Below are 26,734 nucleotides of genomic sequence, written 5' to 3' on the forward strand. Positions count from 1 at the left end.
AGCACTCCTCGCCGGCAGCGAACGCGGCATTCGTCGCTTACTGTCGGTACACACATATCCTACGCAATGTAATGACATGTCCTGTAACGTTTCCGGAGGACCGAGCGGGTGCTGATGGACGACGAAACGGCTGACAGTCCGGCCGCCACCGACCTCGCCCAGCTGCGCACGGAGTTCATCCGCGTCGCCTCGCACGAGCTGCGCACGCCGCTCACATCGATCATCACGTTCGCGACGATGCTCGAATCGGTGGACGAGACGCTGCCGCTCACGGCCGCGGATCGGCAGGCAGCGATCGGCGTGATCCGGCGCAACGCCGAACACATGCAGGTCATCGTGGCCGACCTGCTGCTGCTGTCGAGCCTGGAGACGGCCGAGGCACCGCTGGACCTCGCCCCGTTGCGCGTCCCCGAGCTTCTGGATTTTCCGGGTGTACCGCTACGTTGCGGCGACGGACCGGTCCTCATGGGCGATCGGGTGCTGCTGCACGAGCTCCTGCACACCGCCGTGCAGATCGTCGCGCTCACGGGCGCGGCCGAGGCCGAGGCCCAGTACGCCGACGGGCATTGGCACGTGACCGTGACCGCCGCGACCGGGACCGCGCTGACCGCGGAACGGCTGCTCTCCATGCGCATCCCGCACCCGGAGCAGGCCGGCGAGCACCGCACCGGCGCGCTCGCGCTGATGCTGGGCCGGGAGATCGCCGCGCGCCACGGCGGCAGCATGGTCACGTCGGTCGACCGGCCGGGTGTGACCGTCCGGATCGCCCTTCCCGCCCGTTTCCCGTGACCTGCAACTTTGCGCGCCTATGGTCGGCCGCATGAGCACGTCGTCGTTCATCAAGCCGCGCTCGTTCCCGGTCCCCGAGAACGAGCAGGAACGGCTCAAGACGCTGGCCTCGTACGGCATCGTCGGCGCTCCCCCGCTGCCGGACCTGCCGTCGGTGGTGGAGCTCGCGGCGTACGTCTGCGGCGTGCCCAACGCCGTGGTGAACCTCATCTCGGCGTCGCAGCAGATCCAGATGGCCGCCTACGGGTTCGCCGGCAACGTCTGCGACCGCGAGGACTCGATGTGCGCGATCAGCATGATCGAGCCCGAGACGGTGGTCGTACGCGACGCCACCCAGGACCCGCGCTTCGCCGACAACCCGTTCGTCACCGGCGTCATCCACGACGTGCGCTTCTACGCCTCGTCCCAGCTGCGCAACCGCGACGGGCACGTGCTGGGCACGCTGTGCGTGTTCGACACCGAGCCGCACGACCTGACCCCCCAGCAGCGCGAGGGCCTGGACAAGCTGGCCCGGATGGTGATGGACGTGCTGGAACTGCACCGGCACGGCCAGCTGCTGGAGGAGGCACTGGACAAGGTCCACCGCACCAGCCGCGAGCTGCAGCGCTCCAACGCCTCGCTGCAGCACTTCGCCGGCCAGGTCAGCCACGACCTCAAGAACCCGCTCACCGGCGTCCTCGGCTTCGTGGCCATGCTCTCCGAGATCCCGGCGGTCGCGGCCGACCCGGACGGCAAGCGCTGCGTGGACCGCGCCCTGTCCTCGGCCACCCGCATGTGGCGCATGATCGAGGACGTCCTCTCGCACGCCTCGCTCGGCGGCCGGCCCACGTTCACCGAGGTCTCCCTGGAGTCGATCGCCCGCCAGGTCGTCGAGGACGTCGGCACCGCGATCGCCGCCTCCCAGGCCGTCGTCGAGATCGGCCGGCTGCCCACCGTCGTCGGCGACGCCACCCAGCTGCGCGTGCTGATCCAGAACATGGTGAGCAACTCGCTCAAGTTCCGCGACCGCGGCCGCGACTGCCGCATCGCGCTCACCTCCGACGAGTCGACGACCGGCTGGACGCTGAACATCGCCGACAACGGCATCGGCATCGCGCCCGAGGACCGCCCGCGCGTGCTCGAAATGTTCACCCGGCTGCGCAAGGACGTGGAGGGCTCCGGCATCGGCCTGGCGACCTGTCAGCGCATCGTCGAGGCCCACGACGCCAAGCTCGTCATAGACGAAACCCCCGGCGGCGGTACGACCATGCGCATCACCCTCCCCAAGCCCGCCGACCAGGTGCGGCTGGCGCTCGTCTCCTGACCGCCGCCGACGCGCCCTGCCACGTTCGCAGCGCTCGCCTCCTGTACGCCGCCGACGCGCGCTGCCACGTCCGCCCCAGCGGGCGGTCAGGTGCGGCTCGCGCTCGTCTCCTGAGCGCCGCCGACGCGCGCCGCCACGTCCGCAGCGCTCGCCTCCTGAACGCCGCCGACGCGCGCTGCCACGTCCGCGGCGCTCGCCTCCTGAATGCCGCCGATGCGCGCTGCCGCGTCCGCGGCGGCGGGCGCGGTCACGCGCGGCCGGCGCTCGTTTCGTAGGCGGTTTCGATCCGCTCTTCGACGTCGTCCCAGTCGGGTGCGGTCAGCCGCATGCCGATCCAGCCTCGGTGTCCGACGTAGGGCGGCCGGAAGTACACCTGCGAATCCTGCTCGATGAGGAGCTCCTGCACGCCCTCCGGCGCCGCGGCCCACAGATGTGGGAAGTCGTTCTGGTGATGCCCGTCCGGCCACAGCTGCACGAACGCCTTCTTCCGCCGTTTGAACAGCGGCGTGCCGTGGCTGACGTGCTCGGTCACCTCCGGCAGCGCGAGGCAGATCGCGCGCACCCGTGTCACCAGGTCCGACATGCACTTCAGCCTAAATGAGGACGAGTGTCGGGCGGTGTCCGATTGTCCCCCGGTGCAGCACGGGTGCCGACGAGCGCAGGTCCATTGCAGCCTCTAGCTGCGCCCTTCTCCCGCTGCGACGCTGGTCAGGCAACACCAAATGCCCAGGCCACACCCCATTTCTAGGGAGACCCAAGATGACGATCCGACTGGTCGCCGTCGACGAACACGTCCTTCTCCGTCTCGGTCTCAACCGGGTCGTGGCCACGGTTCCCGACATCACTCTCGTCGGCGAGGCCGGCAGCGCGGCCGAGGCCGAGCGCGTCGTCGCCGAGACGCACGCGGAGGTCGTGACGATCGACGCCTCACTCGCCGACACCGACGGTATCTCGCTGGCCCGCAAGCTGCGCGCCACGAGCCCGGACCTGGGTGTCGTACTGCTCAGCGCGGTCAGCGACGACAACCTGCTGTACCGGGCGCTGGACGCGGGGCTGTCGGCGTACGTCACCAAGGCCGCCCCGATCTCGTCGGTGCTGGCCGCGATCCGCCACGCCGCGGTCGCCCCGCACTCGTTCACGGCGCCGGGCCTGTCCTCCGCCCTGCAGCGCCGCCGCGGGCAGACCGGCCTGCTGAGCCAGCGCGAGCAGGAGGTGCTGTCGCTGATGCGGGACGGGCTGTCACTGCCGACGATCGCGCAGCGGCTGGCGGTGTCGGAGGCGACGGTCAAGACGTACGTGTCCCGCCTGTACAGCAAGCTGCGCGTCAACAACCGCTCGCAGGCGCTCATGGCCGCGGTCAACCAGGGTCTGCTGGTGTCGGCCGAGGCGGCTTGAAGGGATTGAAAGCGTCGGCCCGGCTCCTTCCCCCCGGAGCCGGGCCGATCTCTTTGCCGTGCGGTTGTCACGCCGGCACGGTCACCCGCCGCGGCGTTGGTGGCGTTGCTGGCGTTGATGGCTTTGCCGTTTCAACGCTCACGCCGGGATCGTCGCGCGCTGTGCGTTGGCGGCGTTGCCGTTTTACGCTCACGCCGGGACGGTCACTCGCTGTGCGTTGGCGGCGTTGCCGTTTTAACGCTCACGCCGGGACGGTCACCCGCTGCGCGTTGGTGGCGTTGCCGTTTTTCGCTACGCCGGGACGGCCACCCGCTGTGCGTTGGTGGCGTTGCAGTCCCAGATCTGGAACTGGGTGCCGTCCGTGGTGCTGCTGTTCGGGTCGTCGAGGCAGCGCCCGGACGCCGGGTTGCGCAGGGCCTGGGTGCCGGACGCGTACGTCCACTGCTGCGCGCCCGTACCGTTGCAGTCCCACAGCTGCAGCTTCGTGCCGTTGGCGGTGCCGGCCGACGTGACGTCGAGGCACTTGCCGAGCGCCCGCACGGTGCCGTCACCCGGGAACGTCCAGTTCTGCGCGCCGGTACCGTTGCAGCTCCACACCTGAATCTTCGTGCCGTTCGCCGTGCCGGATCCGTTCACGTCGACGCACTTGTTCAGTTGTACGAGTTTCACGGGCCCGGTCTTCGAGCCGCCGCTTGACCCGCCACTGGTGAGCAGGAACCGGTTGTTGGCCGTGTTCCAGTGCGTCGCGAGGTACGACCCGGCGGGCGGGTTGGTGTTGAAGTAGTCGTCCTTGTTGCAGTCCAGGCGGTTGTCCTGGGCCTGGTCGCCGCAGACGATCCGCATCACCGTGCCGGGGCCGTCGTTGTAGCACATGATGTCGTAGTCGTCGGTGCAGTGGCCGTACGCCGTGTGGTTCGGCGAACTGCTCATCACCGCACCCATCGCATGCGTCAGCTCGTGCGCCGCCGGCCCGGAGCTCCAGCAGCCGGAGTCGACCCGGCTGAAGCTTGCCCCCGAGTTGTTGTAGTTGTCCTGCCCCGGCCGATCGTCGAGCGTCACGTACGCCACACCGCACAGCGCGGTCGCGTCCACGTACATGAGGTACTTGCGATCGGTCCGGTTGTACCCGAGCGCCTTGATCGCGTTGACCGAGTTGCCGAAGTCGCTCAGCGCGCTGTTGGCGATCGCGACGCTGGTGACCGAGATGTTGCACGAACTGTCGGTGACGAACCGGATGTGCCGCACGCCGCCGGTCTGCGCCGCGCTGGCGTTGTAGATGTCGTCCACGCCCTGGGTCCAGGTGCGGATGGAGCCGAGGTACTGGCTGAGCCGGTCGGCGTTGCTGGATCCGCGCACGTACAGGACCTGCACCCGGTTGCCGGACTGCCCGTCACCGTCACAGACGATGGTCGCGGCCGCCGCGGCCTGGGTGACACTCTTGGCCTCGGCGAGCGGCGCGACCGACTTGGTCACGTCCATGCCGGCGAAGGCCGCGTCGGGTCCGTGGGTACAGGCGCCGGGGACGTTCTTGACCTCGAACAGGCCCTTGCAGCGGCCGGTGCCGACCTTGAACCCGTCGTAGTTGAGCCCCCGCGCGTGATCGTTGGCCGGAATCGTGGGATCCGGCGGCCCTTGCTGCTGTTGCTGCTGCGCCCACGCGGGCGCAGTACCGATGCCGACAACCAGCAGGGCCCCCGCCACAATGGCGAGCACCTTCGGTCGCGGCCTGAACGTGAATCGAAACATGGGCATCTCCCGTTGGCGGACGGGTCAGGAGCGCCCAGTCTGTCCCACTTCGTTGTCATCGAACAATCTCCAACGGCGAATTGTTGAACTTTGTTTACAACTCGCAGCCGGAGGGTTATCCACAGGCCGAAACTCCCTCTGGACGCCCAGCTCTGCCAGGCCCAGGCTTGATGACGAGCACATCAGCGAGATCGGGGGCTGCGGATGGGTTCAGCTCGGCATGCCGCTCCAACGAGGCCACGCATGGCCGTTGGTACCGGCCCACCACGACAACGACGCCTACGGTTCAGCCTGGGCGCACTCCTGGCCGTTCCACTCGGCCCACTGCTCGCCTTGCTGCCATGGGTCCACAATGGACCGTCGCTCCGCCTACCCATGCTCATCGCGGGCGCGGTCTTGATCGCGCTGGCTGTGTTGCTGCGCCACGACCTGGCAAGGCGATGGCTCACCGTCACGGGGGTGACGGCACTGGCGGCGGCGGCCGCGCTGTACGAGTCGTGGCCTTGACGCCTTCCGCCGAGGCCACCGGGCCGGCGCGCGTCGAGCCGCCGGGCCTGTGCGCGTCGAGCTGCCGGGCGTCGTCGCGGTCGAACCTGGCGAGGAGTCCGGCCCAGTCCGCACACCCGTGCGCCGAGGTGTTGCGGTGCCGACGTGCTGAGATGCCGCGGTGCTGAGATCCCGTGGTGCTGTGGTGCTGTGGTGCTGTGGTGCCAAGGTGCTGACGGTGAACCCGCGATGGTGGTGGCCAATCCGTGCAGCAGGCGCGGCTCGTCAAGGACCGGGTCGGATGATGTCGCGGCGCTGACGCGGAGGTTGACCGGATGAGCACGAAACGGCGGCCGCCTCCGAGCAGGAGACGGCCGCCGTACGAGAAGGGGAGGTCAGACCTTCAGGTCGTACTGGTACAGGTTGTACTTCGCCATCAGGTTGACGACCTTTGTCGTGTACTGGGGGTCCGTGGCGTAGCCGCCCTTGTGGACCTCGGCGATGAACTGGTTCGGGTTGTTCGTGTAGTTGAAGGCGGCCGCGTAGCGGGACAGCGACTTCAGGTTCGCGCCGTGGTCGCGGAACGAGTCGACCGAGCCGCGGTAGGTGCGGAAGGTGGCTACCGTCGTCGTGCAGGCGCCCTGGGCGGTGCACTCCTGGGTCGAGTATGACTTGCAGCCCGCGGCGTATGAGCCGGGGGCGTTGTTGAAGCATTTCATGCCGAAGAAGTTGTTGTCGTTCGCCGACAGGGAGCTGCGGCCCCAGCCGGACTCGAGGATGGCCTGGGCCAGGGTCACCGAGGCGGGGACCTTGGTGTCGCGCTGGCTCTGCTGGGCCGGGCCGATCGCGGCGGCCAGGAACTGCTCGTTGGTCATGGTGCCGGTCGGGCCCATCGGGACGGCGGCGACCGGGGCGGGGGCCGGCGGGGCGCAGACCGGGAGCTTCGGGTTGCCGGAGACGTACGCGTGCGAGATGTAGTCGCCGATCAGGGTGCGGTCCCATTGCGCGGTCTTCCGCACGTTGCCGCGGAGGTACTGGCCGCTCACGCGGCAGGTGACGGTGACCTTCTGCTTGTTCTTGATGGTCCGGGTCTTGCCGAACCAGTTGGCGGCGCCGGTACGAGCGGCGAGTGAGCCCTTGACGCGAACACTGACAACGGCGGCGTCGGCCGGTGCAGCGGCCACGACGAGGGTCGTGGCGGTCGCGGCAAGGGCCAGCGCCGGAGCGAAGAGGTACTTCGTGAAGCTGCGCAACATCGGCTGATCTCCCAAGAGGGGTGGGCAGGTCCCCTCAAAGGTCGTCAACCGGCGTTGCGGGCCTCGTTCCGCGCCGGGTGCCAGGTCGTTGCCAAGCCCGCCGGACGCCCTCCGCGCGAACCCGCCGGAGGCCTCCGCACGAACCGCCGGACGCACTCCGCGCGAGCCCGCCGAGTGCCCTCCACGCGGAGGCGGTTCAGCGCGGAGCCGCCCTGCGACACGAGCGTGCGCGACGCCGGCGCCAGGGCGGCCCAGCTCCACGCGGAGGCGGTTCAGCGCGGAGTTCAGCGCGGAGCCGCCCTGCCACACGCAGCGTGCGCGACGCCGGCGGCAGGGCGGGCCGGAGATGGGTGTTCAGGACGGTGCCGGACAGTTGCGGGTGGCGAGGGCGAGCCGCGCGTCGGGTTAGTTGGTCCCGTACTGCTGCTTGAGCGCGAGGTAGTCGCCGAGGCCGAGGCCGCGGTAGGCGGTCGAGCAGTCCGGCAGGCCGTCGGTCATGGTGAGCGCGGAGTGCTGGGCGAACGAGACGTGGCCGAGGCCGAAGGCGTGGCCGAACTCGTGCGTGACGGTGCCCTCCAGGTCCCACCGGTTGCTGCACGCCGGCGGGGTGCTGGTGAAGAACAGGCCCTCGGTGTCGTCGATGAGGATGTCGGTCTCGACGCTGCGGCCGTTGTCCTTGCCGCCGTACCACCAGATGCACGTCACGGCGAGCAGGCCCTGGTTGAGCGGGCCGAACGAGACGGCGTTGTGCCCGTCGCGCTCGCCGCAGCCGCCCGAGGGGGTCACGCCGGCGATGTGGTCGGTCTTGCCCTCGTAGGACTCGGAGATTCCTAAGTTTTCGGGCAGGCCGCAGAAGTTGCGGCCGGTGTCCACGGTGTAGGCGGCGCTGCGCAGGGAGTTGACGACGGTGGCGCGGTCGCCCAGGTAGGCGGGGATCGTCTTCTCGTTGACCCGCCACTTGAGCTCGTTGCGCCAGCGCATGCCCAGCCAGGTGCCGGCCGGGTCGGCGCAGCGCCCGCCGTCCATCGCCGCTTCGGCGGGCTGTCCGTGCGGTGGCCCCGGGATCACGATGGCGAACTTCGCGGTCTGCAGGGTCATGGGCGGCTCGCCCACCAGCCAGGCCGCGCAGAGCACCAGCACGAGTGCCCGCAGTACCGCCGCCAGACCAGTGTCGATCTTCGGCACGGTTCCATTCTGATCCGCGCAAGCCCTCGCAGGGGTGACTTTCGGCAAATGCGCCCGGGACGCCATGGCCCGCTAGCTGCCCATCAGCGCCCGCTCGACACCCACCCCGCACCGCCGTGTCGGGTGATCGTCGGACAGACGAGCGGCTCACCTTCGGTCATGCTTTGACTACACCGAGTTGAGGGAGATGAAACATGAAGGTACTCGTCAAGCTGCTGGACCGCGCCGCTCGCCATGGTCGCGACCGGGGTGCGGCCACGCTCGACATCGGGCTGGGCGCCGTCCTTCTGGGCATCACCCTGGTCGCGGTGATCACGCTGTTCGGCGAGTCGCTGTAGCACCCATGCCGACGGCGCGGTCGGTCCGTCCGCGACGATCACGCTGTAAGGCGAGACGCCGATGGCGCGGTCGATCCGCCCGCGGCGATCACGCTGTGCGGCGAGACGCCCATGGCGCCGTCGGTCCGCCAGCGGTGATCACGCTGTCCGGCGAGACGCCGACGGCGCGGTAGGTCCGCCCGCGGCGATCACGCTGGTCGGCGAGTCGCTGTAGCATCGACGCCGATGGCGCGGTGGGTCTGCCCGCGGTGTGAGCGGGAATTCGACAAGGCGGGCCAGGGCCACGTCTGCGTGCCCGGCTGCACCGTCGACGACACCTTCGCGGGCCGCCCCGGATACCAGCGGGCCGCCTACGACGCCATCATCGCGTTCCTCGACGACCTGGGCCCGATCCACGAGGACGCGGTCAAGGTCGGGGTGTTCCTCAAGCGCGACCGCAAACTCGCCGAGATCCGCCCGATGGCCCGGGCCCTCTCCGTCGAGCTCTACCTGCCGCGGGCGCTGGACGACGCCCGGGTCGTGCGCGTCTACCCGATCGGCCGCGGGCGGTTCGTGAACGTCGTGCGGGTCAAGGACGGCGACGTCGTCGACGAGCGCATCCTGGGCTGGGTCGCCGAGGCCTACGGGGACGCCACCAGCTGAGCCCGCGGCAGCAGGCAGGTCACGACCGTGCCCTGGCCCGCGGCCGGTGTGGCCCAGATCCGCCCGCCGTGCCGCTCCACGATCGTCTTGGTGATCGCCAGTCCCAGCCCCGTGCCCTGGCTCTGCCGCTCGTGTGAGCGGCTGGACCGGAAGAACTGTTCGAAGATCTGGTCGATCTCGTCCTCCGGGATGCCCATCCCGGTGTCGGAGACGGTCAGCCGCACCTGCTCCCCGTCCAGGTCCGCGGTCAGCCGCGCGCTCCCGCCCGCCGGGGTGAACTTCAGGGCGTTGTCGAGCAGGTTGATGACCACCCGCTCCAGCTGGTCGCGGTCGCCTTCCACGAGGATCGGTGCTTCGGGCAGGTCGATTTCCAGGTGTACGTCCCGTTGCCCGCGAACCGCCGCCAGCGCCTCGAGCGCGCCGGAGACCACCGTGGCGACCTGGACCGGGCTGGCGTTGATCTTCACGGCTCCGGCCTCGATGCGGGACAGCATCAGCAGGTCCTCGATCAGCGCGAGGAGGCGGCGGGCGTTGCGCTCGACGGCCGCCAGCAGCCGGGCCTGGGCCTTCGCGACCGGGCCGGCGTCGCCGTCGACGATCACCTCGACGTTGCCCAGGATGCTCGTCAGGGGCGTGCGCAGCTCGTGTGAGACGGTCGCGACCAGGTCGGCCCGCACCTTGTCCAGCTCGCGCAGGCGCGCGGTCGCGTCGCGCTCGCGGTCCAGGGCGTGGCGCATCGCCTCCACGGTGCGCCGCTCGCGGGTGATGTCGCGGGCCACGCTGAGGTACCCGCCGACATCCCCCGACTCGTCGCGGATGACGCTCACGGTGCGCGCCACCGGCAGGTGGGTGCCGTCCCGGCGCCGGTAGACGCACTCGCGGGCCTCGGTGTCGCCGGCCCGCGCGGTCGCGAAGAGCGCCTCCAGGGAGTCGAGCTCGCCGGGGGCGTGGAAGACCGCGAGGTCCGCGGAGCCGACGACGTCCGGCGCGCGGTACCCCAGCATCCGCTCCGCCCCCGCGTTGAACACGGTCACCGTCCCGGCCCGGTCCACGCCGACCACGGCCAGCTCGGTCGCGGCCGCGAGCACGTCGGCGAAGAGCCGCTCGGTGCGCCGCTGGTCGGTGACGTCGATGCCGGTGCAGATCATGTGCGTGAGGCGGCCGTCGTCGTCGTGCAGGGCGGCGCTGCTCCACGCGATGCGGCGCCGGCCGCCGGGGACGATCCAGTCGCGCTCGGCGGTGCCCGGGAACCGTTCGGCCGGGACCCCGGCGAGCTCCGCGTCGAGGCGCGCGTCGTCCAGGGCGGACAGGCCCAGGCTGCGGTACGGCCGCCCGATCACCTCCGCCGCCGCCCGCCCGGTCAGCTCCTCGCAGCGGCGGTTGAACGCGGTCACGGTGCCGGTCGCGTCCACACCGATCACGAGGAACCCGGTCGAGTCGAGGATGGCCTGGTTGAAGTCGCGGTCCCGGCGGGCGGCGCGGGTCGCCCGCACGAGCTGGCGCGCGGACGCGCGGGCGCGGCGGGTCCAGCCCTGCGCGGCGGTGGCCACGATGACCCCGATGGCGACGATGAGCACGCCGCGGCGCCACTCCCCGGCGAGGACGTCCGGGTTGAGCGCGGCCGGTACCACGAACACGAGCGCCATGACGGTCACGCCGATCGCGGTGGCGAGCCGGCCGTGGTGCAGCCCCAGCCACAGCACGGGCAGCAGGGCGAGCGGCGCGTACCCGGCCGGTTCGCCGTCGCCGCCGACGTTGAGCAGGATGACGACGCCGAAGTACCCGAGCGGCGGGACGGCCTCCAGCAGCACCGGCAGCCGCCGCCACGGCACCAGCACGACGGTGGCCAGCAGCACCAGCACCAGTCCCCCGGCCGCGGCCAGCGCGACGGGATGCACGCGCGGCGGGAATCCGGCGACGGCGAACGCGAGCGCCGTGACCGCCACGAACGGCAGGATCCGCGGCCAGCGGTCGGGGGCGGCCAGCGACCGCAGCTCGGCCTCGCCGTTGGGCATCTCACCGACCTCCGCGCGTTGCCGACGGAACCTGGAAGCTGCTGGGACCTAGAACTTGAACCGCGTGACCAGAGCGTTCATCTGCTCGGCCATGCCGGCCAGCGACCGCGCGGCGGTGAGCGAGGTGCCCGCCTCCTCGCTGTTCTGCGCGGCCGCGCCGGCGACGTCGCCGATGGTCGCGGCGATCATGTTGGTCCGGCTGGCGACGTCGCTGATCGTGCGGGTCGTCTCCTGGGTGGTGGCCGTCTGCTGCTCGACCGCGCTGGCGATGGTGACCTGGAAGTCGTTGATCCGCTCGATGATCGAGCCGATCTCGGCGATGGCCGCGATCGCCTGCTGGGCGTCGGCCTGGATCGCCTCGACCCGCCCGCCGATGTCCTCGGTGGCCCGCGCCGTCTCCTGGGCCAGCTCCTTGACCTCGCCGGCCACCACCGCGAAGCCCTTGCCGGCGTCGCCCGCCCGCGCGGCCTCGATGGTCGCGTTGAGCGCGAGCAGGTTGGTCTGCTCGGCGATGGTGGTGATGAGCTTGACGACGTTGCCGATCTCGACCGACGACGCGCCGAGCCGCGACATGGTGGTGTTCGTCTGCGCGGCCATGCCGACAGCGTCGGACGCCACGCGCAGCGCCTCGTTGGCGTTGCGGGAGATCTCGGCGATGGAGCCGCTCATCTGCTCGCTGGCCGCGGCCAGGGTGTCCACGTTGAGCGAAACCTGCCCGGCCGCCTCGTTGGCCGATCCGACCCGCGTGCTCGCCTGCCCGGCCGAGGCGGCGATGCGCTGCGAGGACCCCGACAGCTCCTCGGCCGAGCCGGCGACGGTGCGGGCGGATTCGGCCAGCGATCGGACCGTACCGTGGACACTGCTCATGGCTTGGTTGAGATCGCGGGCCATCCGGCCGACCTCGTCGGTGGAGTCGACGCCGGAGGTGCGCGACAGGTCACCGCCGGCCATCCCGCGCAGCACGCCGGAGACCTCGCGCAGCGGTGCGATGATGCCGCGCGCCACGAGCACGCTCACGGCCACGATGAGCAGCACGCCGATGCCGCCGGCGAGCGACAGTGCGGTGATCGCCCGGACCCGCTCGCGGTCCACGGCGGACGAGGCGGCCCGGGCGTGCCCGGCGAGCGCGTCACCGATCGCCGGGAGCTGCTGCTCGACCGTGCCGAACGCGGTCTGGAAGTCGGCGTAGGACTGCGTCGTGGACTGCCCCGCGCGGGCGGCGCTGACGGTCTGGCCGGCCAGCTGGACGTACTGCTCGACGGCCGGCCGCACGCGCTGCGCCGCGGCGCGCACGTCGGCGTCCATGCCGGCCCCGGTGAACAGCGCCATGGCGTCGGTGAGGATCTTCGCGTGCTCGGTGAGCTCGGTGTCGCTCGCGGCGGTGCCCGCGGCCGCGGCGAGCAGGACGCTCAGCACGTCGCCGCGCACGGCGTCGTGGGCCATGTCGGCCTCGAGGGTGCTGCGGGTCAGGCCGTTGATGCGCTGCAGCTGGTGCGCGCGGTCGCCGTCGGCCTTCAGCGCGCGGACGCCGACGACCAGCAGGGCGCCGACGGTCAGCACGGCGAGCACGATGACCGCGCCGAGTTTCGCGGCGATCGGGAGATTGCGCGCGAACCGGCGAAGCCCAGCCATTGATGTGCCCTTCTCGAAGCGTCTCATCCGGCCTATCGGCCGCGGCACGGGGCGCTTGAGAAGTCAGGATCGATCGGGTAGCTACTTCGGTTCGGTGCGCAGCATGCGGCTGAGGGCGCGCACGGCCACGTCGCTCGGCGAGGCGGCTTCGCGGTTGGCCTTCTGCAGCTCGCGGTACACCTCTTCGCGGTGGACCTGGATGCTGCGGGGCGCCTTGATGCCCAGCCGCACCACGTCACCGCGCACGTCGAGCACGGTGACGACGACGTCGTCACCGACCATCACGCTTTCACCGGGCCGTCGGGTCAGGACGAGCACAAGCCGCTCCCTCCATGGGCGATAGGCGAACAGTACCCGATTTGCCGGGTCCGCCGGGCCGGAAAGCGCCGCGCGGCCCCGTTCAGGCGACCATGAGCTTCTGCCGCACCGGGAGGCCGGTGTGGCTGAGGATCAGCTGTACCGCGCGCCGGGTGCGCTGATCGAGCACGATCGGCGCCATGAGGTTGGCCGTGGCGTCCTCGGCCCCCGCCTCGCCCGCGGTCACCACGAGCAGCACGACCAGGTCGCCCGGGTCGCTGACGCCGAGCGTGGCCAGGGTCTCGTCGTCGATCTCGGCCTCGTAGTCCGGGAAGAACTGGGTCGGCGGGACGACGAGGAAGCGCAGGCCGTCGGAGTCGACGGACTTGAGCGAGTACAGCACGCCGGCGTCGTCGAGGCGCACCAGCACGAAGCGGCGGTCCTCGGGGAAGCCGGGAATCGGCGCGACAAAGTCGATCACCGGAAGCGTGGTCGTCTCCCCGGGGCTGTCAACGGTCGCGACGCTCATAGATTCCTCACGATGACTGGAGCCGCCGTACGGGCTACCGCAGGAAGTCCACCAGCGACGGCTGGATGACCTTCGCGGTCGCGGCCAGCGCCGCCTGATATGCGGTCTGCTGCAGGGACAGCTCGGTGATGGTCTTCGGCAGGTCGATGTCCTCGACGTCGGACAGCTGGGTCCTCAGGTCGAGCACCCGGTTGTCCGCGGCCTGCTGCATTTGTGAAACCTGATTGTATCGGGATCCAACGCCCGAAAGCCCCGTCTGCACCCGTTTCTGCGCCGTGTCGATATCGGCGAGGTCGTTCTGCAGCGCGGCCGGGTTGTTGCGCAGATCGTCGGCGATCTTCTGCAGCGTGTTGAACACGTTGCCGGTGCCGGAGCCGAACACCGAGGCGGCGTCGGTGTCCACCCGCACGTTGGCGTTCGCGCCGATGGTGCGGTTCACCGAGCCGGTGTCGCCGACGTAGGTGCCGCTGGGGTCGTAGGCGACGTTGCCGGCCGTGGTGCCGCCGAAGATCGGCCGGTCCAGGTACTGGGTGTTGGCCAGGTCGAGCATCGAGCCGCGCAGGTTCTCGACCTCCAGGGCGATCGCCTCGCGGGCCTGGGAGCTGCCGGCGGAGCCGCTGGACAGGCCGGTCAGCACGAGCTCGCGGGCCCGGTTGAGCTGCGTCGAGGCGCTGGTGAGCGCCGTGTCGGCCTGGTTCAACCAGCCCATCCCGTCATCGCCGTTGCGTGAGTACTGGTTGAGCGTCGCCATGTCGCTGCGGGTCTGCATGGCGATGACCGCGCCGCCGGGCGAGTCCGACGCCTTGGTGATCTGCTTGCCGCTGGACAGCTGGTTCTGCAGGTCCTGGTTGCGCTGCAGGTTGAGCTGCAGGTTGGCCAGGGTGTTGGTGGCCACCGACCGTTCGGTGACGCGGAAGCCGGGCATCCGTTCCCTCCTCCTGTTACCTCTTCATGTTGATCAGCGTGTCGAGGGTGGTGTCCACGACGCTGATCACCTTGGCGGCGGCCTCGTACGCCCGCTGGAACTGCAGCATGTTGGTCATCTCCTCGTCGAGGCTGACGCCCGACTCCGCCTGCTCGGCGGACGTGACGTCGTCGGCGATGACCTGCTGGGCCTGCGCGCGGCGGTTGACCGTCTGCGCCTGGATCCCGATGTCGACCACGAAGTTGCGGTACTGCGTGTCCGCGCCCTGCGGGTCCTTGGCCAGCGCGGCCATGGCGTTGGCGTTGTCGCCCTGGTACGGCGTGGTCGCCGTGCTGGAGGCGGCGATCTTCGTCGGGTCGGTGATCGCGACCCGGATGTCCTTGGCGCTGCTGCCGGTGAAGAACGCGCCGCCCGCCTGCGGTGTCGGCGTGCTCGAGCCCGGGGCGGTGCTGATGTCGAAGCCCTGCGCGTGCTGCGCGTTCACCTTGGTGATGAGCGTGCTGGCCACGCTGTCCAAGCCGGCCACGGCGCCCGGGATGGTCGTGGTCAGCGCCTCCAGGCCCGAGGCGACCTTGCCGGTGGTGATGGCGGCCGCGCTGCTGTTGTCGGCGAACTGCACCTGCACCGGGGCGACCGCGATCCCGTCGACGGTGGTGCTGCCGACCGCCTTGAGGTTCCGCGCGGTGTCGCCCTGCACCAGCATGTTGCCGCCGAGCGAGACGTCCATGGTGCCGTTCTCGTTGAGCCGGCCGGTCGCCCCGGTCAGCTCCGAGAGCCGCAGCACCAGCTGGTCGCGCTGGTCGGACAGCTCGTTGGTCGGCAGGTTGCCGTTGCGGGCCAGCTGGATGCGGGCGTTGAGGTCGGCGATGCCGCCCGAGGTCTGGTTGACCACGGCGATGTCGGCGTCGAGGGCCTCGCGGGTCTCGCCGAAGAGGTTGTCGAGGTTCTGCCGGGTGGTGCCCATCGTGTCGGCGATGGTGTTGGCCCGCGACAGCAGCTGGGTGCGGGCCGAGAGGTCGCCGGGCCGGTTGGCCACGTCCGACCACGCGTTCCAGTAGTCGGCCAGCTGCGACTGCAGGCCGGTGTCGCTGGGCTCGCCCAGGGTCTGCTCGACGTTGGCGAACACCGTGCCCTGCGCCTGCAGGTACTGGTTGAGCCCGCGCTCCGTGCGGGTCCGGTTCGACATGAACTCGTCGTGCAGCCGGGTGACGTCGGTGATGCGCACCCCGTCGCCGACGCCGTCGCTCTTGGACCAGAAGGCCGGCTTGGTGACCGCCTCGACGGGCGAGAGCTCCACGCGCTGGCGGGAGTACCCCTCGGTGTTGGCGTTGGCGATGTTCTGCCCGGTCAGGTCGAGGGCGCGGCGCTGGGCGTAGAGGGCGGACAGGGCCGTGTTCAGGCCGGAGAAGGTGCTCATCTACATCGCCTCGTCAATCAGCCGGGTACGGGCGGCGGCCGCGACGGTCTGGCCCTTGCGCCCGTACGTCTCCACGGACCCCACGACCGCGAGCATCGTCTCGCGCGCGGCCCGGGCCCCGGTGGTGAGCAGGTCCCGGTTGGCCTCGGCGAGCGCGTGCACCTCGGCGGTGATCGTCAGGAACGCCTTGCGGTGCTGGTTGAGCAGGTCGTTCCACGGGGGCGGGGCGGCCTCGGCCAGCGCGCTCAGGCTCGGGTTGGGGCCCAGCCCGAACTCCTGCCCGATCGCCTCGACCTCGGCGGCCCGCACGACCTCGGTGCGCCGGATCTCCTCCAGCACGACCTCGACCTCGCGGGTGGCGTGGGCCAGCCACCGCGTCCGGCCGGAGGCGAGCACGAGCTGCTCCTCCTCCAGCTTGAACAGCAGCAGCTCCAGCATCTCGCGCTCCCGCCACAGGATGCTCGCGAGATCCGCCAGCCCCATCCGCTCCGCCTCTCCTCATGCACATCCGTGCCGCGTTCGCCCGGTAGTTCGGCATTTCCATGTCCGGCTTGAGCACAACCGGTTCGCAACTTCGCGTCACCCGGGCCCGCACCCGTGGCTGCCGAATCTGGATCTCGACCAACCAACTCCTGCCACGAAGAGGTTGCCGTGACCAGCACCGCCGAAGCCCCCGCCGCCACCACCCTGAGCCCCTCGGAGCTGGACGCCCAGGTGCGCGCCCACCTCCCGCTCGTGGGTCACCTGGTCCGCGAGATGCTCGGCCGGCTGCCGGCCCACGTCTCCCGCGAGGACCTCATCTCGGCGGGCATGGCCGCGCTGGCCGGCGCCGGGCGCTCCTTCGACCCGAGCCGCGGCATCCCCTTCGGCAGCTTCGCCACCAGCCGCATCCGCGGCGCCCTGCTCGACGAGCTGCGCGGCCTGGACTGGGCCAGCCGCTCGGTGCGGGCGCGGGCGCGCAAGGTGGAGACGGTGCAGCAGGAGCTGACCGGCCGCCTGGGCCGCACCCCGACCCAGCAGGAACTGGCCGAGGCGATGGGCGTCGCGGTCGACGAGCTCAAGACGATCGACGAGGACGTGCAGCGCGCGGTCGTGCTGTCGCTGCAGGGCTTCACCGCCGGCTCGGCCGAGGAACTGGTCCCGGAGCGCGCCGCCGGCCCCGAGGACCTGATCCTGCACCGGGAGCGCATCGGGTACCTCCACCAGGCCATCAACGCGCTCCCCGAGCGGCTGCGCACGGTCGTCACGGCGTACTTCTTCCAGGAGCGCCCGATGAACGACATCGCCGAGGAGCTGGGCGTCACCGAGTCGCGGATCAGCCAGCTGCGCGCGGAGGCGCTGGTGCTGCTGCGCGACGGGCTGAACAACCACCTCGACCCGGAGATGCTGGGCGGCCCGGCCGCCGGCGGCTGCGTCGCGCGCCGCCGCGAGGCCTACTACGCGAACATCGCCGCCCAGGGCAACCTGAGCGCCCGCCTGTCGGTCACGACGCCGCTGGGCCTTCCGCGGGCGGCGTAGGCGCGAAATGTCGGGCGCTGGCGCGCCACGACATTTCGGATTTATACCCTGACAGGTGATCTATCCGGTATCAGCCGGATTCTCGAGCCCGCAGCGAGTCGCCACGGAGAGCCCGGAGGCGACGGACGAACTCGCTGCAAACCCGCGACCCGAACGGACTCGGGGGCGGTAGGAGCACCACGGACCAGGCATGGACGCCCAGGCACGGACGCGCAGCACCACCGGTGACGGCACGGAGGCCGGCGACGGGCACGGACGCCACACAAGGGCACGGACGCCCGCGCACGGGCACGGACGCCCAGACGCATCGCATCAGGCATGGACGCCGACACCCGGGCACGGATGCCCGGACGCGTGGCAGGGATGCCGGAACGACGCGGGACACGGAGGTCCGGGGACGAACCCGGAGGCGGGGCGCGCATGGATGCCGCCCCGCCTTCGGGCGTCCCGGCAACGACAACCGATTAGCAACCAAGAGCGACCGGTTGTGTACCCAACGTGACAGAGGCTGAGAGAGACCGGACTTCCTGCCACGAAGAAGGTTGCCGTGACCTCCACTGCCATCAAGACGACCAGCGCCGAGCGAGAGGAGCTCGTGCGCAGTCACCTTCCGCTCGTCGGGCACCTCGTCCGCGAGATGCTCGGCCGCCTCCCGTCGCACGTCTCGCGGGAGGACCTCGTCTCGGCCGGCATGGCCGCCCTCGCCGGCGCGGCGCGCTCGTTCGACCCGAGCCGCGGCATCCCGTTCGGCAGCTTCGCGACCACGCGGATCCGCGGCGCGCTGCTGGACGAGCTGCGCGGGCTGGACTGGGCGAGCCGATCCGTGCGTACCAGGGCCAGAAAGGTCGAGACCGCCCAGCAGGAGCTGACCGCGGCGCTCGGGCGCGTCCCGAGCCAGGCCGAGCTGGCCCAGTCGCTCGGCGTCGCCGTCGGCGAGCTCAAGAGCATCGACGACGACGTGCAACGCGCGGTTGTACTGTCCCTGCAGGGCTTCACCGCCGGCACCGCCGAGGACCTCGTCCCGGAGCGCGCCGCCGGCCCCGAGGAGCTGATCCTGCACCGGGAGCGCATCGGGTACCTCCACCAGGCCGTCACCGCGCTGCCGGACCGCCTGCGCAAGGTGGTCCAGGCGTACTTCTTCGACGAGCGCCCGATGAGCGACATCGCCGCGGAGATCGGCGTCACCGAGTCCCGCGTCAGCCAGCTGCGCGCGGAGGCGCTGGTGCTGCTGCGCGACGGGCTCAACAACCACCTCGACCCGCACCTCGTGGCGGCCGCGCGCGACAAGGGCTGCGTGGCGCGCCGGCGCGAGACGTTCTACGCGAACATCGCCGCGCAGGGCGACCTGAGCGCGCGCCTGGCTTTGACCAACCATCTGGGAGTACCGAAAAAGTCTTAGCAAATCTCTTCAGTGCCCGGCGGAAACGCCGATGTTCCAAGCGAGCGAGCCAAGGACGGCCCGCGGAGTTCGACCCAATTCATGGAGGAGTCATCATGGGTCTTCGTATCAACAACAACATCGCCGCCCAGAACGCCTACCGGAACCTGTCGGTCACCGACGCACAGCAGAGCAAGTCGCTGGAGAAGCTCTCGTCCGGCTACCGGATCAACCGCGCCGCCGACGACGCGGCCGGCCTGTCCATCTCCGAGGGCCTGCGTTCCCAGATCGGCGGCCTCAAGGTCGCGGTGCGCAACGCGCAGGACGGCATCTCCGTCGTGCAGACCGCTGAAGGTGCGCTGACCGAGACCCACTCGATCCTGCAGCGCATGCGTGACCTGTCCGTGCAGGCGTCCTCGACCGGTTCGCAGGACTCCGACGCCCGCGCCGCCGCCCAGACCGAGTTCTCGCAGCTCGGCGCCGAGCTCGACCGGATCGCCTCGACCACCGCGTTCGGCGGGCAGAAGCTGCTGCAGAGCGGCGCCTCGGCGTACACCGGCACCTTCCAGGTCGGCGCGAACGGGTCCTCGTCCGACCAGATCGCCGTCAACCTCGGTTCCGCGTTCGGCACCTCGAGCCTGTCCGGCTTCGACTCGACCGGCCTCGGCGTGAGCACGCTGGACCTGACCACCTCCGGCACCGCCGCGATCGACGCGATCGACAAGGCCATCAAGGGCGTGTCGACGGCTCGCGCGACGCTCGGTGCGTACCAGAACCGCTTCGAGCACACCATCAACAACCTCAACGTCGCCGTGGAGAACCTGTCCGCGTCGGAGTCGCGCATCCGTGACACCGACATGGCCCAGGAGATGGTGTCCTTCACCCGCTCGCAGATCCTGACCCAGGCCGGCACCAGCATGCTGGCCCAGGCCAACCAGGCGCCGCAGAACGTCCTGTCCCTGCTGCGCTAGTCCCTGAGCACTCGGGCCGGCCCCCGCCAACGGGGCCGGCCCGCTGATTTTTTCCCGGAAATCCTTCAGTGGCACGGGATCGTGCCGATGTGATGAACGACCGGACCACGGATGGACCGGCCTGACCCGACTCAAGGAGGAAGATCGTGGGTCTTCGCATTAACAACAACATCGCTGCTCAGAACGCCTACCGGAACCTGTCGGTGACGGACAGCCAGATGAGCAAGTCGCTGGAGAAGCTGTCGTCGGGTTACCGGATCAACCGCGCGGCCGACGACGCCGCGGGCCTCTCCATCAGCGAGGGTCTTCGGTCCCAGATCGGCGGCCTGAAGGTCGCGGTGCGCAACGCGCAGGACGGCATCTCGGTCGTGCAGACCGCTGAAGGTGCGCTCACCGAGACGCACTCCATCCTGCAGCGTATGCGTGACCTGTCCGTTCAGGCTGCTTCCACGGGTTCCCAGGACTCCGATGCGCGGTCGGCCGCCCAGACCGAGTTCTCGCAGCTCGGCCAGGAGCTCGACCGTATCGCCAACACCACCGCCTTCGGCGGCCAGAAGCTGCTCGACGTCGGTGGCAGTGCCTACTCGGGCACGTTCCAGGTCGGCGCGAACGGCTCGTCGTCCGACCAGATCGCGGTCAACCTGAGCACCGCCGCCTTCGGCAGCGGTTCCTCGCTGACCGGGTTTGACTCGGCCGGCCTCGGGGTCGGTTCCCTCGACCTGACGAGCGCCGGAACCGCGGCGATCGACGCGATCGACAAGGCCATCAAGGGTGTTTCGACGGCTCGTGCCACCCTGGGTGCGTACCAGAACCGGTTCGAGCACACCATCAACAACCTGAACGTCGCGGTCGAGAACCTCTCGGCGTCGGAGTCGCGGATCCGTGACACCGACATGGCTCAGGAGATGGTGTCGTTCACCCGCTCGCAGATCCTGACCCAGGCCGGCACCAGCATGCTGGCCCAGGCCAACCAGGCGCCGCAGAACGTCCTCTCGCTGCTGCGCTAGGACCTACGGGCTTTGACCTGAACCAGGAGGACACCGGCAGGGCACGGCATCCAGCCAGGGCGCCGTGCCCTGCTACATCTCCGGGTGTGTTTCCTCTCAAGCGCTGACCGCGCGATCCGATGGGACCGGAAGAAGAGCACACCGGGGCCGCGGAAGGCCGGTTTCAGGACTCAGGGAGGAGCGCCATGGGTCTCAGGATCAACAACAACATCGCCGCGCAGAACGCCTATCGCAACCTGTCGGTCACCGACAGCCAGATGGGCAAGTCACTGGAGAAACTCTCTTCGGGGTACCGGATCAACCGAGCCGCGGACGACGCGGCCGGCCTGTCCATCTCCGAGGGACTCCGCTCGCAGATCGGCGGCCTCAAGGTCGCCGTGCGCAACGCGCAGGACGGCATCTCCGTCGTCCAGACCGCTGAAGGTGCACTGACCGAGACCCACTCGATCCTCCAGCGCATGCGTGACCTGTCCGTGCAGGCCGCCTCCACCGGTTCGCAGGACTCGGATGCCCGCTACGCGGCGCAGACCGAGTTCTCGCAGCTCGGCCAGGAGCTCGACCGCATCGCCAACACCACCGCCTTCGGCGGGCAGAAGCTGCTGGACACGTCGACCAGCCCGTTCGTCGGGACATTCCAGGTCGGCGCGAACGGCTCGGCCTCCGACCAGATCACGGTCAGCCTCGGCACCGCCGCCTTCGGCAGCGTCGCCGGCGTGACCGGGTTCGACTCGGCCGGCCTCGGCGTCGGCTCGCTGGACCTGACCACCGCCGGTACGACGGCCATCGACGCCATCGACACCGCCATCAAGGGCGTATCCACCGCCCGCGCCCAGCTCGGTGCGTATCAGAACCGCTTCGAGCACACCATCAACAACCTGAACGTCGCCGTGGAGAACCTGTCCGCGTCCGAGTCCCGCATCAGGGACACGGACATGGCCCAGGAGATGGTGTCGTTCACCCGCTCGCAGATCCTGACCCAGGCCGGCACCAGCATGCTGGCCCAGGCCAACCAGGCACCACAGAACGTGCTGTCGCTGCTGCGGTAAACCACCAAACCGTCCGGGGAGGAGCACGGTCTCCTCCCCGCTCGCCTCTCCTCAGGAGGTACCGCATGGTCACTGGCGCTAGCGTCGACGGCCTGGTCTCGGGCATGCAGACCTCGTCCGTCATCGCCGGACTGATGCAGGTCGAAGCGGCACCGCAGACCGCCCTCAAGACCAAGGTCAGCACGCAGCAGAAGGTCGTCAGCTCGTACCAGACGATCAACACGAAGATGAGCGGGCTGCTGACCGCGGCGAAGGCCCTCAACGACCCGACCGCCTGGAAGGGCGCGACGGCGACGTCGAGCTCCGACGCCGTGCTGGCCACCACGAGCACCACCGGGAGCAACCAGACCGGCTCGGTGACCTTCAAGGTCAAGTCGCTGGCGGCCCCGGAGTCGCGGATCTTCTCCTCGGGCTCGGTCGCCGCGACCAGTGACAGCATCACCTCCTCGTCGAACATCTCGATCACGAACACGGCCAGCGGCGAGGTGAAGAACCTGGCGCTCACCGACACGTCGCTCAAGGGCGTGGTCGACGCCATCAACGGCTCCAGCGACCTCGGCGTGAAGGCGACCGCGATCCAGCTCGCCCCCGGGAAGTACACGCTGCAGCTCACCGCCAACGACACCGGCGCCGCGTCGGCCTTCAGCATCGGCGGCATCGACGGCCTGGGCGCCGACGTGGCCGCGACCGAGGGCTCCGACGCGGTCCTGACCGTCGGCACCACGAACACGTTCGAGATCTCCTCCTCCTCGAACACCTTCAAGGGCCTCATGGACGGCCTCACGATCACCGCGAAGGCCAAGAGCGGCGACACCGACCCGCCGATCACGGTCGGCGTCACCAAGGACACCGACGGGATCGCGGCCAAGGTCCAGGCGATGGTCGACGCGGCCAACGGCGCGCTGAGCGAGATCGCCGGGCAGACCAAGAACGCCAGCGGCGACGTGCCCGGCGGCGTGCTGGCCGGCAACTCGTCCATGCAGCAGCTCTCGAGCACCATCCTGCAGACCGTCTCCGGCGGCGCGGGCGCGCTGGGCAGCCTCAAGGACGTCGGCATCGAGCTGACCCGCGACGGGCAGCTGACGTTCGACAAGACCAAGTTCGTGTCCGCGCTCAACGCCGATCCGGCCAAGACCCAGTCGTACTTCAACAGCGCCACCGACACCGACGGCGACGGCATCAAGGACGGCTTCGCCGACAAGATGGTCGGCATGGCCAACAAGGCCACCCAGTCCAACACGGGCACCCTGGCTCAGCTCATCACCAGCGGCAACAGCACGATCAAGGACCTCACCGACCGCATCGGCGACTGGGACGTCCGGCTCGCGCAGCGCCAGCAGACGCTGCAGCGGCAGTTCTCCGCGATGGAGACCGCGCTGGGCTCGCTGAAGAACCAGTCGTCGTGGCTGTCCGGCCAGCTGGCGGCGCTCTGATTCGCCCGCCCTGGCTGATCTGGGAGATCGCATGACGACACAAGCCCTGCGCAACCGGTACGTCGCCGACAGCGTCGCCACCGCGCCCCCCGCGCAGCTGCTGGTGATGCTGTACGACCGGCTCGTGCTCGACCTGATGATCGCCGGCCAGGCTCTGGAGGCCGGCGACGCGACGACGAGCTCGAGCCGGGTGTACCACGCCCAGGAGATCCTCATGGAGCTGCGCGCGACGCTCGACACCTCGGTGTGGAGCGGCGGCCCCGGGCTCGCCTCGCTGTACAGCTTCATGATCAACGAGTTGGTCCAGGCCAACGTGGCCGGCGACCGCGCGCGGGTCGAGACCGTGCAGGGCTTCGCCGAGCAGCTGCGCGACGCGTGGCGGGAGGCGGCCGCGCAGGTGACCGCCCAGGGGCAATGACCAGTCCGGACTGGACGGCGGCCTGGACCGCGGCCCTGGCCGAGATGGAACTCGAGGCGGACGCGGTGGAGCGGATGCTGCGCCACCGCGACCTGCTCGAGCAGGCGCCCGAACGCGCCGTGTTCGTGCCGCCGTCCGGCATCGGGCCGCTGCCCCTGGAGCTGACCGACCGGGCCCGCCAGCTGGTGGCCCGGCAGCTCGACCTGTCCCGGGAGCTGTCCGTGGCCATCGCCGGCAACCGGCAGCAGGCGCGGCTGGTCAGCCGGACCCGGCGCGAGGGCGGCGGGGGTGGGGCGCCGCCGGTGTACTTCGACAATCGCACCTGAAAAACTCTTGAAAACTGCTCGTTCGCGCCGATTTGGGCAGCATGAGCCACATCCCGGTCTCCGTCATCGTCGCCGCCGGGGGCAGCCCCGACGACTTCCACGCCTGCCTCGAGTCGCTGCGACCCACGCTGGGCATGCGGGACGAGGTCGTGTGCGTGATGCCCGCCGACCGCCCGGAACTGCGCGCCGAACTGCGCGGGCAGAGCTGGCTGCGGGTCGTCGACTCGACCGGCGCGCTGCCCTGGACCGACGGGCTCGCGGCGACGCGGCACCCGATCGTCGTCTTCCTCTGCGGCGACATCGTGCTCTCCGCCCACTGGCTCGACCCGGTGCTGGAGGCCTTCGGCGACCCCTCGGTGGTCGCGGCCGGCCCCCGCGTGCAGCACAGCTACGGCCCGCAGCAGGCCGACCCGCCCGAGGCGGCGATGGAGAGCGCGGCCGCCTTCAAGGCCTACGCCCGCGAGTGGCGCCAGGAGCACCGCGACGAGTTCATGGACGTCGACCGGCTCGGCCCGGTCTGCCTGGCCGTGCGCCGCGACGCGCTGCAGATCGCCGGCGGGCCGAGCATCGACCAGCCGTACGACGAGCTCTCCGCCCAGGGCCGCATCGTCGTCGCGCACGCCGCGCTCGTGGCCCACGTCGGCTCCCCCGCGTGCGGCCTGCGCCAGCCCGACCCGCCGGAGGACGCCCCGCTGCTCACCGCCAGCCTCATCGTCAAGGACGAGGAGGACGTGCTGCCCCGCTGCCTGTCCGCGCTGCGCGAGTTCGCCGACGAGATCGTGGTGTACGACACCGGCTCCACCGACCGCAGCATGGAGATCGCCCGCGAGTACGGCGCGACGGTCATCGAGGGCTACTGGAACGACCACTTCGGCGACGCCCGCAGCCGCTGCCTCACCTACTGCTCGGGCCGCTGGGCGCTGTGGGTCGACGCCGACGAGGTGTTCGTCGGCGACGCGCGGGTCGTGCGGGACGCGTTGCGGTACAGCGAAAACAGCGCCTTCTTCGCGACCATCGACAACCGCGAGGGCCATGAGGGCGGCGCCGGGTCGAGCACCATCTACTTCCCGCGCATGTTCCGCCGGACCCACGGGCGCATCTACGGCCGCCTGCACGAGCAGGTCATGGACCGCATCACCGGCCGCTCCCTGAACGGCTCCCTGCTGCCGGACCTCGTGCTCGACCACTCCGGGTACACCCGGCTGCGCGGCACGCTCAAGAACAAGGCCGAACGCAACCTGCGCCTGGCCACCCTGGCCGCCGAGGACGTGAGCGGGCTGACCGCGGTGGGCAACCTCGCCCGCTCCCAGCTCGGCTCGGGCCACTTCGACGAGTGCATCGAGACGGCCCGGCGCGGGCTGGAGGAGGCTCAGGAGCACACCCACAAGGTGCTGTTCCTGAAGATCCTGGCCGACGCGTACGTCACGGTGGGCCGCCTGGCCGACGCCAACCAGACGATCGAGGACCTGCGCAAGGTCGCCAACACCTCGTTCACGGTCAACGAGCACGAGGTCAAGCTCCGCTTCGCCGAGGGCGACTACGAGCGCACCCTGGAGATCCTCGGCGAACTGCCGGAGTCGGGCGCGAACGACCTCCTCTACGGCGTGGGCCGCGGCCGCTTCGCCGGCCTGCAGATCGACGCGCTGAGCCGGCTGGACCGGCATCAGGAGGCGGCGTACCACCTGCGCCAGGCCCTGCAGGACGGCCAGGTCCCGATCCCGGTGGCGCGGATGGCCCAGGTGCTGGGCGCGGCCGACGGCAGCCTGGCCGAGGTGGCCGAGCTGGTACCGGCGGAAAACGTGCGCGGCCTGCTGTTCAGCGTGGCCGAGGCACCGCCGGAGGCGGCGGACGAGCTGCTGGAGGCCCTGTGGCGGCGGTACCCGGGCGAGCCGACCCTGCTGACGCTCGCCGCCCGCGTCGGCCGGCGGGTGCCGCTGATCCGCGCGATGGAGTGGTCGGCGCGGCTGCGGCAGCACGGGTTTCCGGATCAGTGCACGCTTCTGGCCTTGTCGGCGGACGAGCGGCGGACGCCTCGGGAGCGTACTTTGGCGGCGGCGATCGCCTTGGAGATGTTCCACGACGAGACGGCGCTGCCATTGTTGAACGAGGCCTTGACAGCGGTGCCGGACGAACTTTCCGCAGGTGTACTGGAGGAAATCCGAATCTTGGCGCCGCGCGTATCGTCAAGCATCGAACTGGCGGACGCGTAGGGTGCGGTGACGGTGTCGTCGTTGCGGAGGACCCGCATGTGCTCCTCGCGGAACGAGTGCGACTGCGGCGGTCCCCACCGCTTCGACAACGCGGCGACCGCCCAGGCCCGCCGCTGCACCAGGTCGGCGAGGAACTCGACCTCCAGCCGGTCGAACTCCGGTGTCCCATCGGCGGGCGTCTCGTACAGGCTGTCGTGCACCGCAATCGGCGCGAATTGGGCGCCCGGCTCGCTCTCGGATTCACCCCAGAGCCAGGCGCCGTCATTGCGGTACGCGCCGTCCAGAAACGGCCGGCTGACCAGTTGCTCGGCCAGCTCCGCGAGCGCGTCGTCGTCCACGGCCGAATGCTAGTGCGGGCGCGTTCGCGGCGTTGCGCGGTCAGGACGTCGGGGTGGCGGGTGTTGGCGTTGCGCCAACGAGTTTCCGTAGGCTCCAGCGGGTGAACGGCTGGCCGAGGGCTTCTGGACGCGTG

26 protein-coding genes are annotated in these 26,734 nt (G+C 70.3%); 14 read left to right on the forward strand and 12 right to left on the reverse strand.

The genetic code is table 11. From position 1 onward, the window contains the following. The first annotated feature begins 114 nt into the window (after window positions 1-114). Window positions 115-789 (forward strand): sensor histidine kinase, encoded by a 675-nt coding sequence (locus ACQP00_RS46490; RefSeq protein WP_433209991.1) that lies wholly within the window; start codon window positions 115-117, stop codon window positions 787-789. A 31-nt stretch (window positions 790-820) separates the two neighbouring features. Then, complete coding sequence (locus ACQP00_RS46495; RefSeq protein WP_433209993.1) at window positions 821-2,092, forward strand: sensor histidine kinase; 1,272 nt, start codon at window positions 821-823, stop codon at window positions 2,090-2,092. Between the two features lie 86 nt (window positions 2,093-2,178). Here ACQP00_RS46495 and ACQP00_RS46500 read toward each other — a convergent pair whose 3' ends face one another. Continuing rightward, complete coding sequence (locus tag ACQP00_RS46500; protein ID WP_433209995.1) at window positions 2,179-2,343, reverse strand: hypothetical protein; 165 nt, start codon at window positions 2,341-2,343, stop codon at window positions 2,179-2,181. Beyond that, window positions 2,340-2,675, reverse strand: coding sequence for an MmcQ/YjbR family DNA-binding protein (locus tag ACQP00_RS46505; RefSeq protein WP_433209997.1), 336 nt, complete (start codon window positions 2,673-2,675; stop codon window positions 2,340-2,342). The genes ACQP00_RS46500 and ACQP00_RS46505 overlap by 4 nt, the downstream gene beginning before the upstream one ends. 176 nt (window positions 2,676-2,851) lie before the next feature. On the opposite strand from ACQP00_RS46505, the gene ACQP00_RS46510 reads away from it, so the two are divergent. Further along, a complete protein-coding gene (locus ACQP00_RS46510) occupies window positions 2,852-3,487 on the forward strand; it encodes a response regulator transcription factor (protein ID WP_433209999.1) in 636 nt (211 codons plus the stop codon). 291 nt (window positions 3,488-3,778) lie between these two features. On the opposite strand, the gene ACQP00_RS46515 is transcribed toward ACQP00_RS46510, so the two are convergent. The 3 genes from ACQP00_RS46515 to ACQP00_RS46525 all read right to left on the reverse strand — a co-directional run bounded on the left by ACQP00_RS46515 (window position 3,779) and on the right by ACQP00_RS46525 (window position 8,160). Continuing rightward, window positions 3,779-5,233, reverse strand: coding sequence for a ricin-type beta-trefoil lectin domain protein (locus ACQP00_RS46515; protein WP_433210001.1), 1,455 nt, complete (start codon window positions 5,231-5,233; stop codon window positions 3,779-3,781). A gap of 881 nt (window positions 5,234-6,114) precedes the next feature. After that, complete coding sequence (gene gsmA, locus ACQP00_RS46520) at window positions 6,115-6,975, reverse strand: sporangiospore maturation cell wall hydrolase GsmA (protein ID WP_433210003.1); 861 nt, start codon at window positions 6,973-6,975, stop codon at window positions 6,115-6,117. 405 nt (window positions 6,976-7,380) lie between these two features. Continuing rightward, complete coding sequence (locus ACQP00_RS46525) at window positions 7,381-8,160, reverse strand: hypothetical protein (protein ID WP_433210005.1); 780 nt, start codon at window positions 8,158-8,160, stop codon at window positions 7,381-7,383. 194 nt (window positions 8,161-8,354) lie between these two features. Here ACQP00_RS46525 and ACQP00_RS46530 point away from each other — a divergent pair, with 194 nt between their 5' ends. After that, entirely contained in the window at window positions 8,355-8,498 is a 144-nt protein-coding gene (locus tag ACQP00_RS46530; RefSeq protein WP_433210007.1) for a hypothetical protein, read from the forward strand. A gap of 225 nt (window positions 8,499-8,723) precedes the next feature. After that, entirely contained in the window at window positions 8,724-9,140 is a 417-nt protein-coding gene (locus ACQP00_RS46535; protein ID WP_433210009.1) for a DUF5655 domain-containing protein, read from the forward strand. Here the strand turns inward: ACQP00_RS46535 and ACQP00_RS46540 are convergent. From ACQP00_RS46540 to ACQP00_RS46570, 7 genes are all read right to left on the reverse strand, one after another. Beyond that, the gene (locus ACQP00_RS46540; RefSeq protein ID WP_433210011.1) at window positions 9,119-11,155 is read right to left on the reverse strand and encodes an ATP-binding protein; all 2,037 of its coding nucleotides are present in this window, start codon (window positions 11,153-11,155) and stop codon (window positions 9,119-9,121) included. The two genes, ACQP00_RS46535 and ACQP00_RS46540, sit on opposite strands and share 22 nt — an antisense overlap. Before the next feature lie 48 nt (window positions 11,156-11,203). Beyond that, window positions 11,204-12,787: a methyl-accepting chemotaxis protein gene (locus ACQP00_RS46545; protein WP_433210013.1), complete on the reverse strand. Its 1,584-nt coding sequence runs from the start codon at window positions 12,785-12,787 to the stop codon at window positions 11,204-11,206. Between the two features lie 81 nt (window positions 12,788-12,868). Continuing rightward, entirely contained in the window at window positions 12,869-13,069 is a 201-nt protein-coding gene (locus ACQP00_RS46550; protein ID WP_433224237.1) for a carbon storage regulator, read from the reverse strand. 118 nt (window positions 13,070-13,187) lie between these two features. After that, window positions 13,188-13,613, reverse strand: a complete 426-nt coding sequence (gene fliW, locus ACQP00_RS46555; protein ID WP_433210015.1) for a flagellar assembly protein FliW — start codon at window positions 13,611-13,613, stop codon at window positions 13,188-13,190. Between the two features lie 34 nt (window positions 13,614-13,647). After that, window positions 13,648-14,538, reverse strand: a complete 891-nt coding sequence (locus ACQP00_RS46560; RefSeq protein WP_433210017.1) for a flagellin — start codon at window positions 14,536-14,538, stop codon at window positions 13,648-13,650. Between the two features lie 16 nt (window positions 14,539-14,554). Beyond that, a complete protein-coding gene (gene flgK / locus ACQP00_RS46565) occupies window positions 14,555-15,955 on the reverse strand; it encodes a flagellar hook-associated protein FlgK (RefSeq protein ID WP_433210019.1) in 1,401 nt (466 codons plus the stop codon). Next, the gene (locus ACQP00_RS46570) at window positions 15,956-16,438 is read right to left on the reverse strand and encodes a flagellar protein FlgN (RefSeq protein WP_433210021.1); all 483 of its coding nucleotides are present in this window, start codon (window positions 16,436-16,438) and stop codon (window positions 15,956-15,958) included. 168 nt (window positions 16,439-16,606) lie between these two features. Between ACQP00_RS46570 and ACQP00_RS46575 the strand changes: the two genes are divergently transcribed. From ACQP00_RS46575 to ACQP00_RS46615, 9 genes are all read left to right on the forward strand, one after another. Continuing rightward, on the forward strand, window positions 16,607-17,473 hold the full coding sequence (locus ACQP00_RS46575; protein WP_433210023.1) for a sigma-70 family RNA polymerase sigma factor: 867 nt from the start codon (window positions 16,607-16,609) through the stop codon (window positions 17,471-17,473). A gap of 547 nt (window positions 17,474-18,020) precedes the next feature. Further along, the gene (locus tag ACQP00_RS46580; protein WP_433210025.1) at window positions 18,021-18,872 is read left to right on the forward strand and encodes a sigma-70 family RNA polymerase sigma factor; all 852 of its coding nucleotides are present in this window, start codon (window positions 18,021-18,023) and stop codon (window positions 18,870-18,872) included. 95 nt (window positions 18,873-18,967) lie between these two features. After that, window positions 18,968-19,822, forward strand: a complete 855-nt coding sequence (locus ACQP00_RS46585) for a flagellin (RefSeq protein ID WP_433210027.1) — start codon at window positions 18,968-18,970, stop codon at window positions 19,820-19,822. Between the two features lie 146 nt (window positions 19,823-19,968). Next, complete coding sequence (locus ACQP00_RS46590; RefSeq protein WP_433210029.1) at window positions 19,969-20,829, forward strand: flagellin; 861 nt, start codon at window positions 19,969-19,971, stop codon at window positions 20,827-20,829. A 185-nt stretch (window positions 20,830-21,014) separates the two neighbouring features. Further along, window positions 21,015-21,875, forward strand: a complete 861-nt coding sequence (locus ACQP00_RS46595) for a flagellin (RefSeq protein WP_433210031.1) — start codon at window positions 21,015-21,017, stop codon at window positions 21,873-21,875. A gap of 65 nt (window positions 21,876-21,940) precedes the next feature. Beyond that, complete coding sequence (fliD, locus tag ACQP00_RS46600) at window positions 21,941-23,308, forward strand: flagellar filament capping protein FliD (protein WP_433210033.1); 1,368 nt, start codon at window positions 21,941-21,943, stop codon at window positions 23,306-23,308. A 31-nt stretch (window positions 23,309-23,339) separates the two neighbouring features. Further along, complete coding sequence (gene fliS / locus ACQP00_RS46605; RefSeq protein ID WP_433210035.1) at window positions 23,340-23,726, forward strand: flagellar export chaperone FliS; 387 nt, start codon at window positions 23,340-23,342, stop codon at window positions 23,724-23,726. Continuing rightward, window positions 23,723-24,052 (forward strand): hypothetical protein, encoded by a 330-nt coding sequence (locus ACQP00_RS46610; RefSeq protein ID WP_433210037.1) that lies wholly within the window; start codon window positions 23,723-23,725, stop codon window positions 24,050-24,052. Before fliS ends, ACQP00_RS46610 begins: the two co-directional genes overlap by 4 nt. A gap of 41 nt (window positions 24,053-24,093) precedes the next feature. Beyond that, the gene (locus ACQP00_RS46615) at window positions 24,094-26,262 is read left to right on the forward strand and encodes a glycosyltransferase (protein WP_433210039.1); all 2,169 of its coding nucleotides are present in this window, start codon (window positions 24,094-24,096) and stop codon (window positions 26,260-26,262) included. The last annotated feature ends 472 nt before the right edge of the window (window positions 26,263-26,734 follow it).

Source organism: Dactylosporangium sp. CS-047395 (assembly GCF_050942185.1).
Taxonomy (GTDB): domain Bacteria; phylum Actinomycetota; class Actinomycetes; order Mycobacteriales; family Micromonosporaceae; genus Dactylosporangium.

Coding starts and splice junctions, on each gene's coding strand:
- ACQP00_RS46490 (WP_433209991.1), top strand. CDS start 115: ATGGACGACGAAACGGCTGACAGTCCGGCCGCCACCGACCTCGCCCAG.
- ACQP00_RS46495 (WP_433209993.1), top strand. CDS start 821: ATGAGCACGTCGTCGTTCATCAAGCCGCGCTCGTTCCCGGTCCCCGAG.
- ACQP00_RS46505 (WP_433209997.1), bottom strand. CDS start 2,675: ATGTCGGACCTGGTGACACGGGTGCGCGCGATCTGCCTCGCGCTGCCG.
- ACQP00_RS46510 (WP_433209999.1), top strand. CDS start 2,852: ATGACGATCCGACTGGTCGCCGTCGACGAACACGTCCTTCTCCGTCTC.
- ACQP00_RS46515 (WP_433210001.1), bottom strand. CDS start 5,233: ATGTTTCGATTCACGTTCAGGCCGCGACCGAAGGTGCTCGCCATTGTG.
- gsmA (WP_433210003.1), bottom strand. CDS start 6,975: ATGTTGCGCAGCTTCACGAAGTACCTCTTCGCTCCGGCGCTGGCCCTT.
- ACQP00_RS46530 (WP_433210007.1), top strand. CDS start 8,355: ATGAAGGTACTCGTCAAGCTGCTGGACCGCGCCGCTCGCCATGGTCGC.
- ACQP00_RS46535 (WP_433210009.1), top strand. CDS start 8,724: ATGGCGCGGTGGGTCTGCCCGCGGTGTGAGCGGGAATTCGACAAGGCG.
- ACQP00_RS46540 (WP_433210011.1), bottom strand. CDS start 11,155: ATGCCCAACGGCGAGGCCGAGCTGCGGTCGCTGGCCGCCCCCGACCGC.
- ACQP00_RS46545 (WP_433210013.1), bottom strand. CDS start 12,787: ATGGCTGGGCTTCGCCGGTTCGCGCGCAATCTCCCGATCGCCGCGAAA.
- ACQP00_RS46550 (WP_433224237.1), bottom strand. CDS start 13,069: ATGGTCGGTGACGACGTCGTCGTCACCGTGCTCGACGTGCGCGGTGAC.
- fliW (WP_433210015.1), bottom strand. CDS start 13,613: ATGAGCGTCGCGACCGTTGACAGCCCCGGGGAGACGACCACGCTTCCG.
- ACQP00_RS46560 (WP_433210017.1), bottom strand. CDS start 14,538: ATGCCCGGCTTCCGCGTCACCGAACGGTCGGTGGCCACCAACACCCTG.
- flgK (WP_433210019.1), bottom strand. CDS start 15,955: ATGAGCACCTTCTCCGGCCTGAACACGGCCCTGTCCGCCCTCTACGCC.
- ACQP00_RS46570 (WP_433210021.1), bottom strand. CDS start 16,438: ATGGGGCTGGCGGATCTCGCGAGCATCCTGTGGCGGGAGCGCGAGATG.
- ACQP00_RS46585 (WP_433210027.1), top strand. CDS start 18,968: ATGGGTCTTCGTATCAACAACAACATCGCCGCCCAGAACGCCTACCGG.
- ACQP00_RS46595 (WP_433210031.1), top strand. CDS start 21,015: ATGGGTCTCAGGATCAACAACAACATCGCCGCGCAGAACGCCTATCGC.
- fliD (WP_433210033.1), top strand. CDS start 21,941: ATGGTCACTGGCGCTAGCGTCGACGGCCTGGTCTCGGGCATGCAGACC.
- fliS (WP_433210035.1), top strand. CDS start 23,340: ATGACGACACAAGCCCTGCGCAACCGGTACGTCGCCGACAGCGTCGCC.
- ACQP00_RS46610 (WP_433210037.1), top strand. CDS start 23,723: ATGACCAGTCCGGACTGGACGGCGGCCTGGACCGCGGCCCTGGCCGAG.
- ACQP00_RS46615 (WP_433210039.1), top strand. CDS start 24,094: ATGAGCCACATCCCGGTCTCCGTCATCGTCGCCGCCGGGGGCAGCCCC.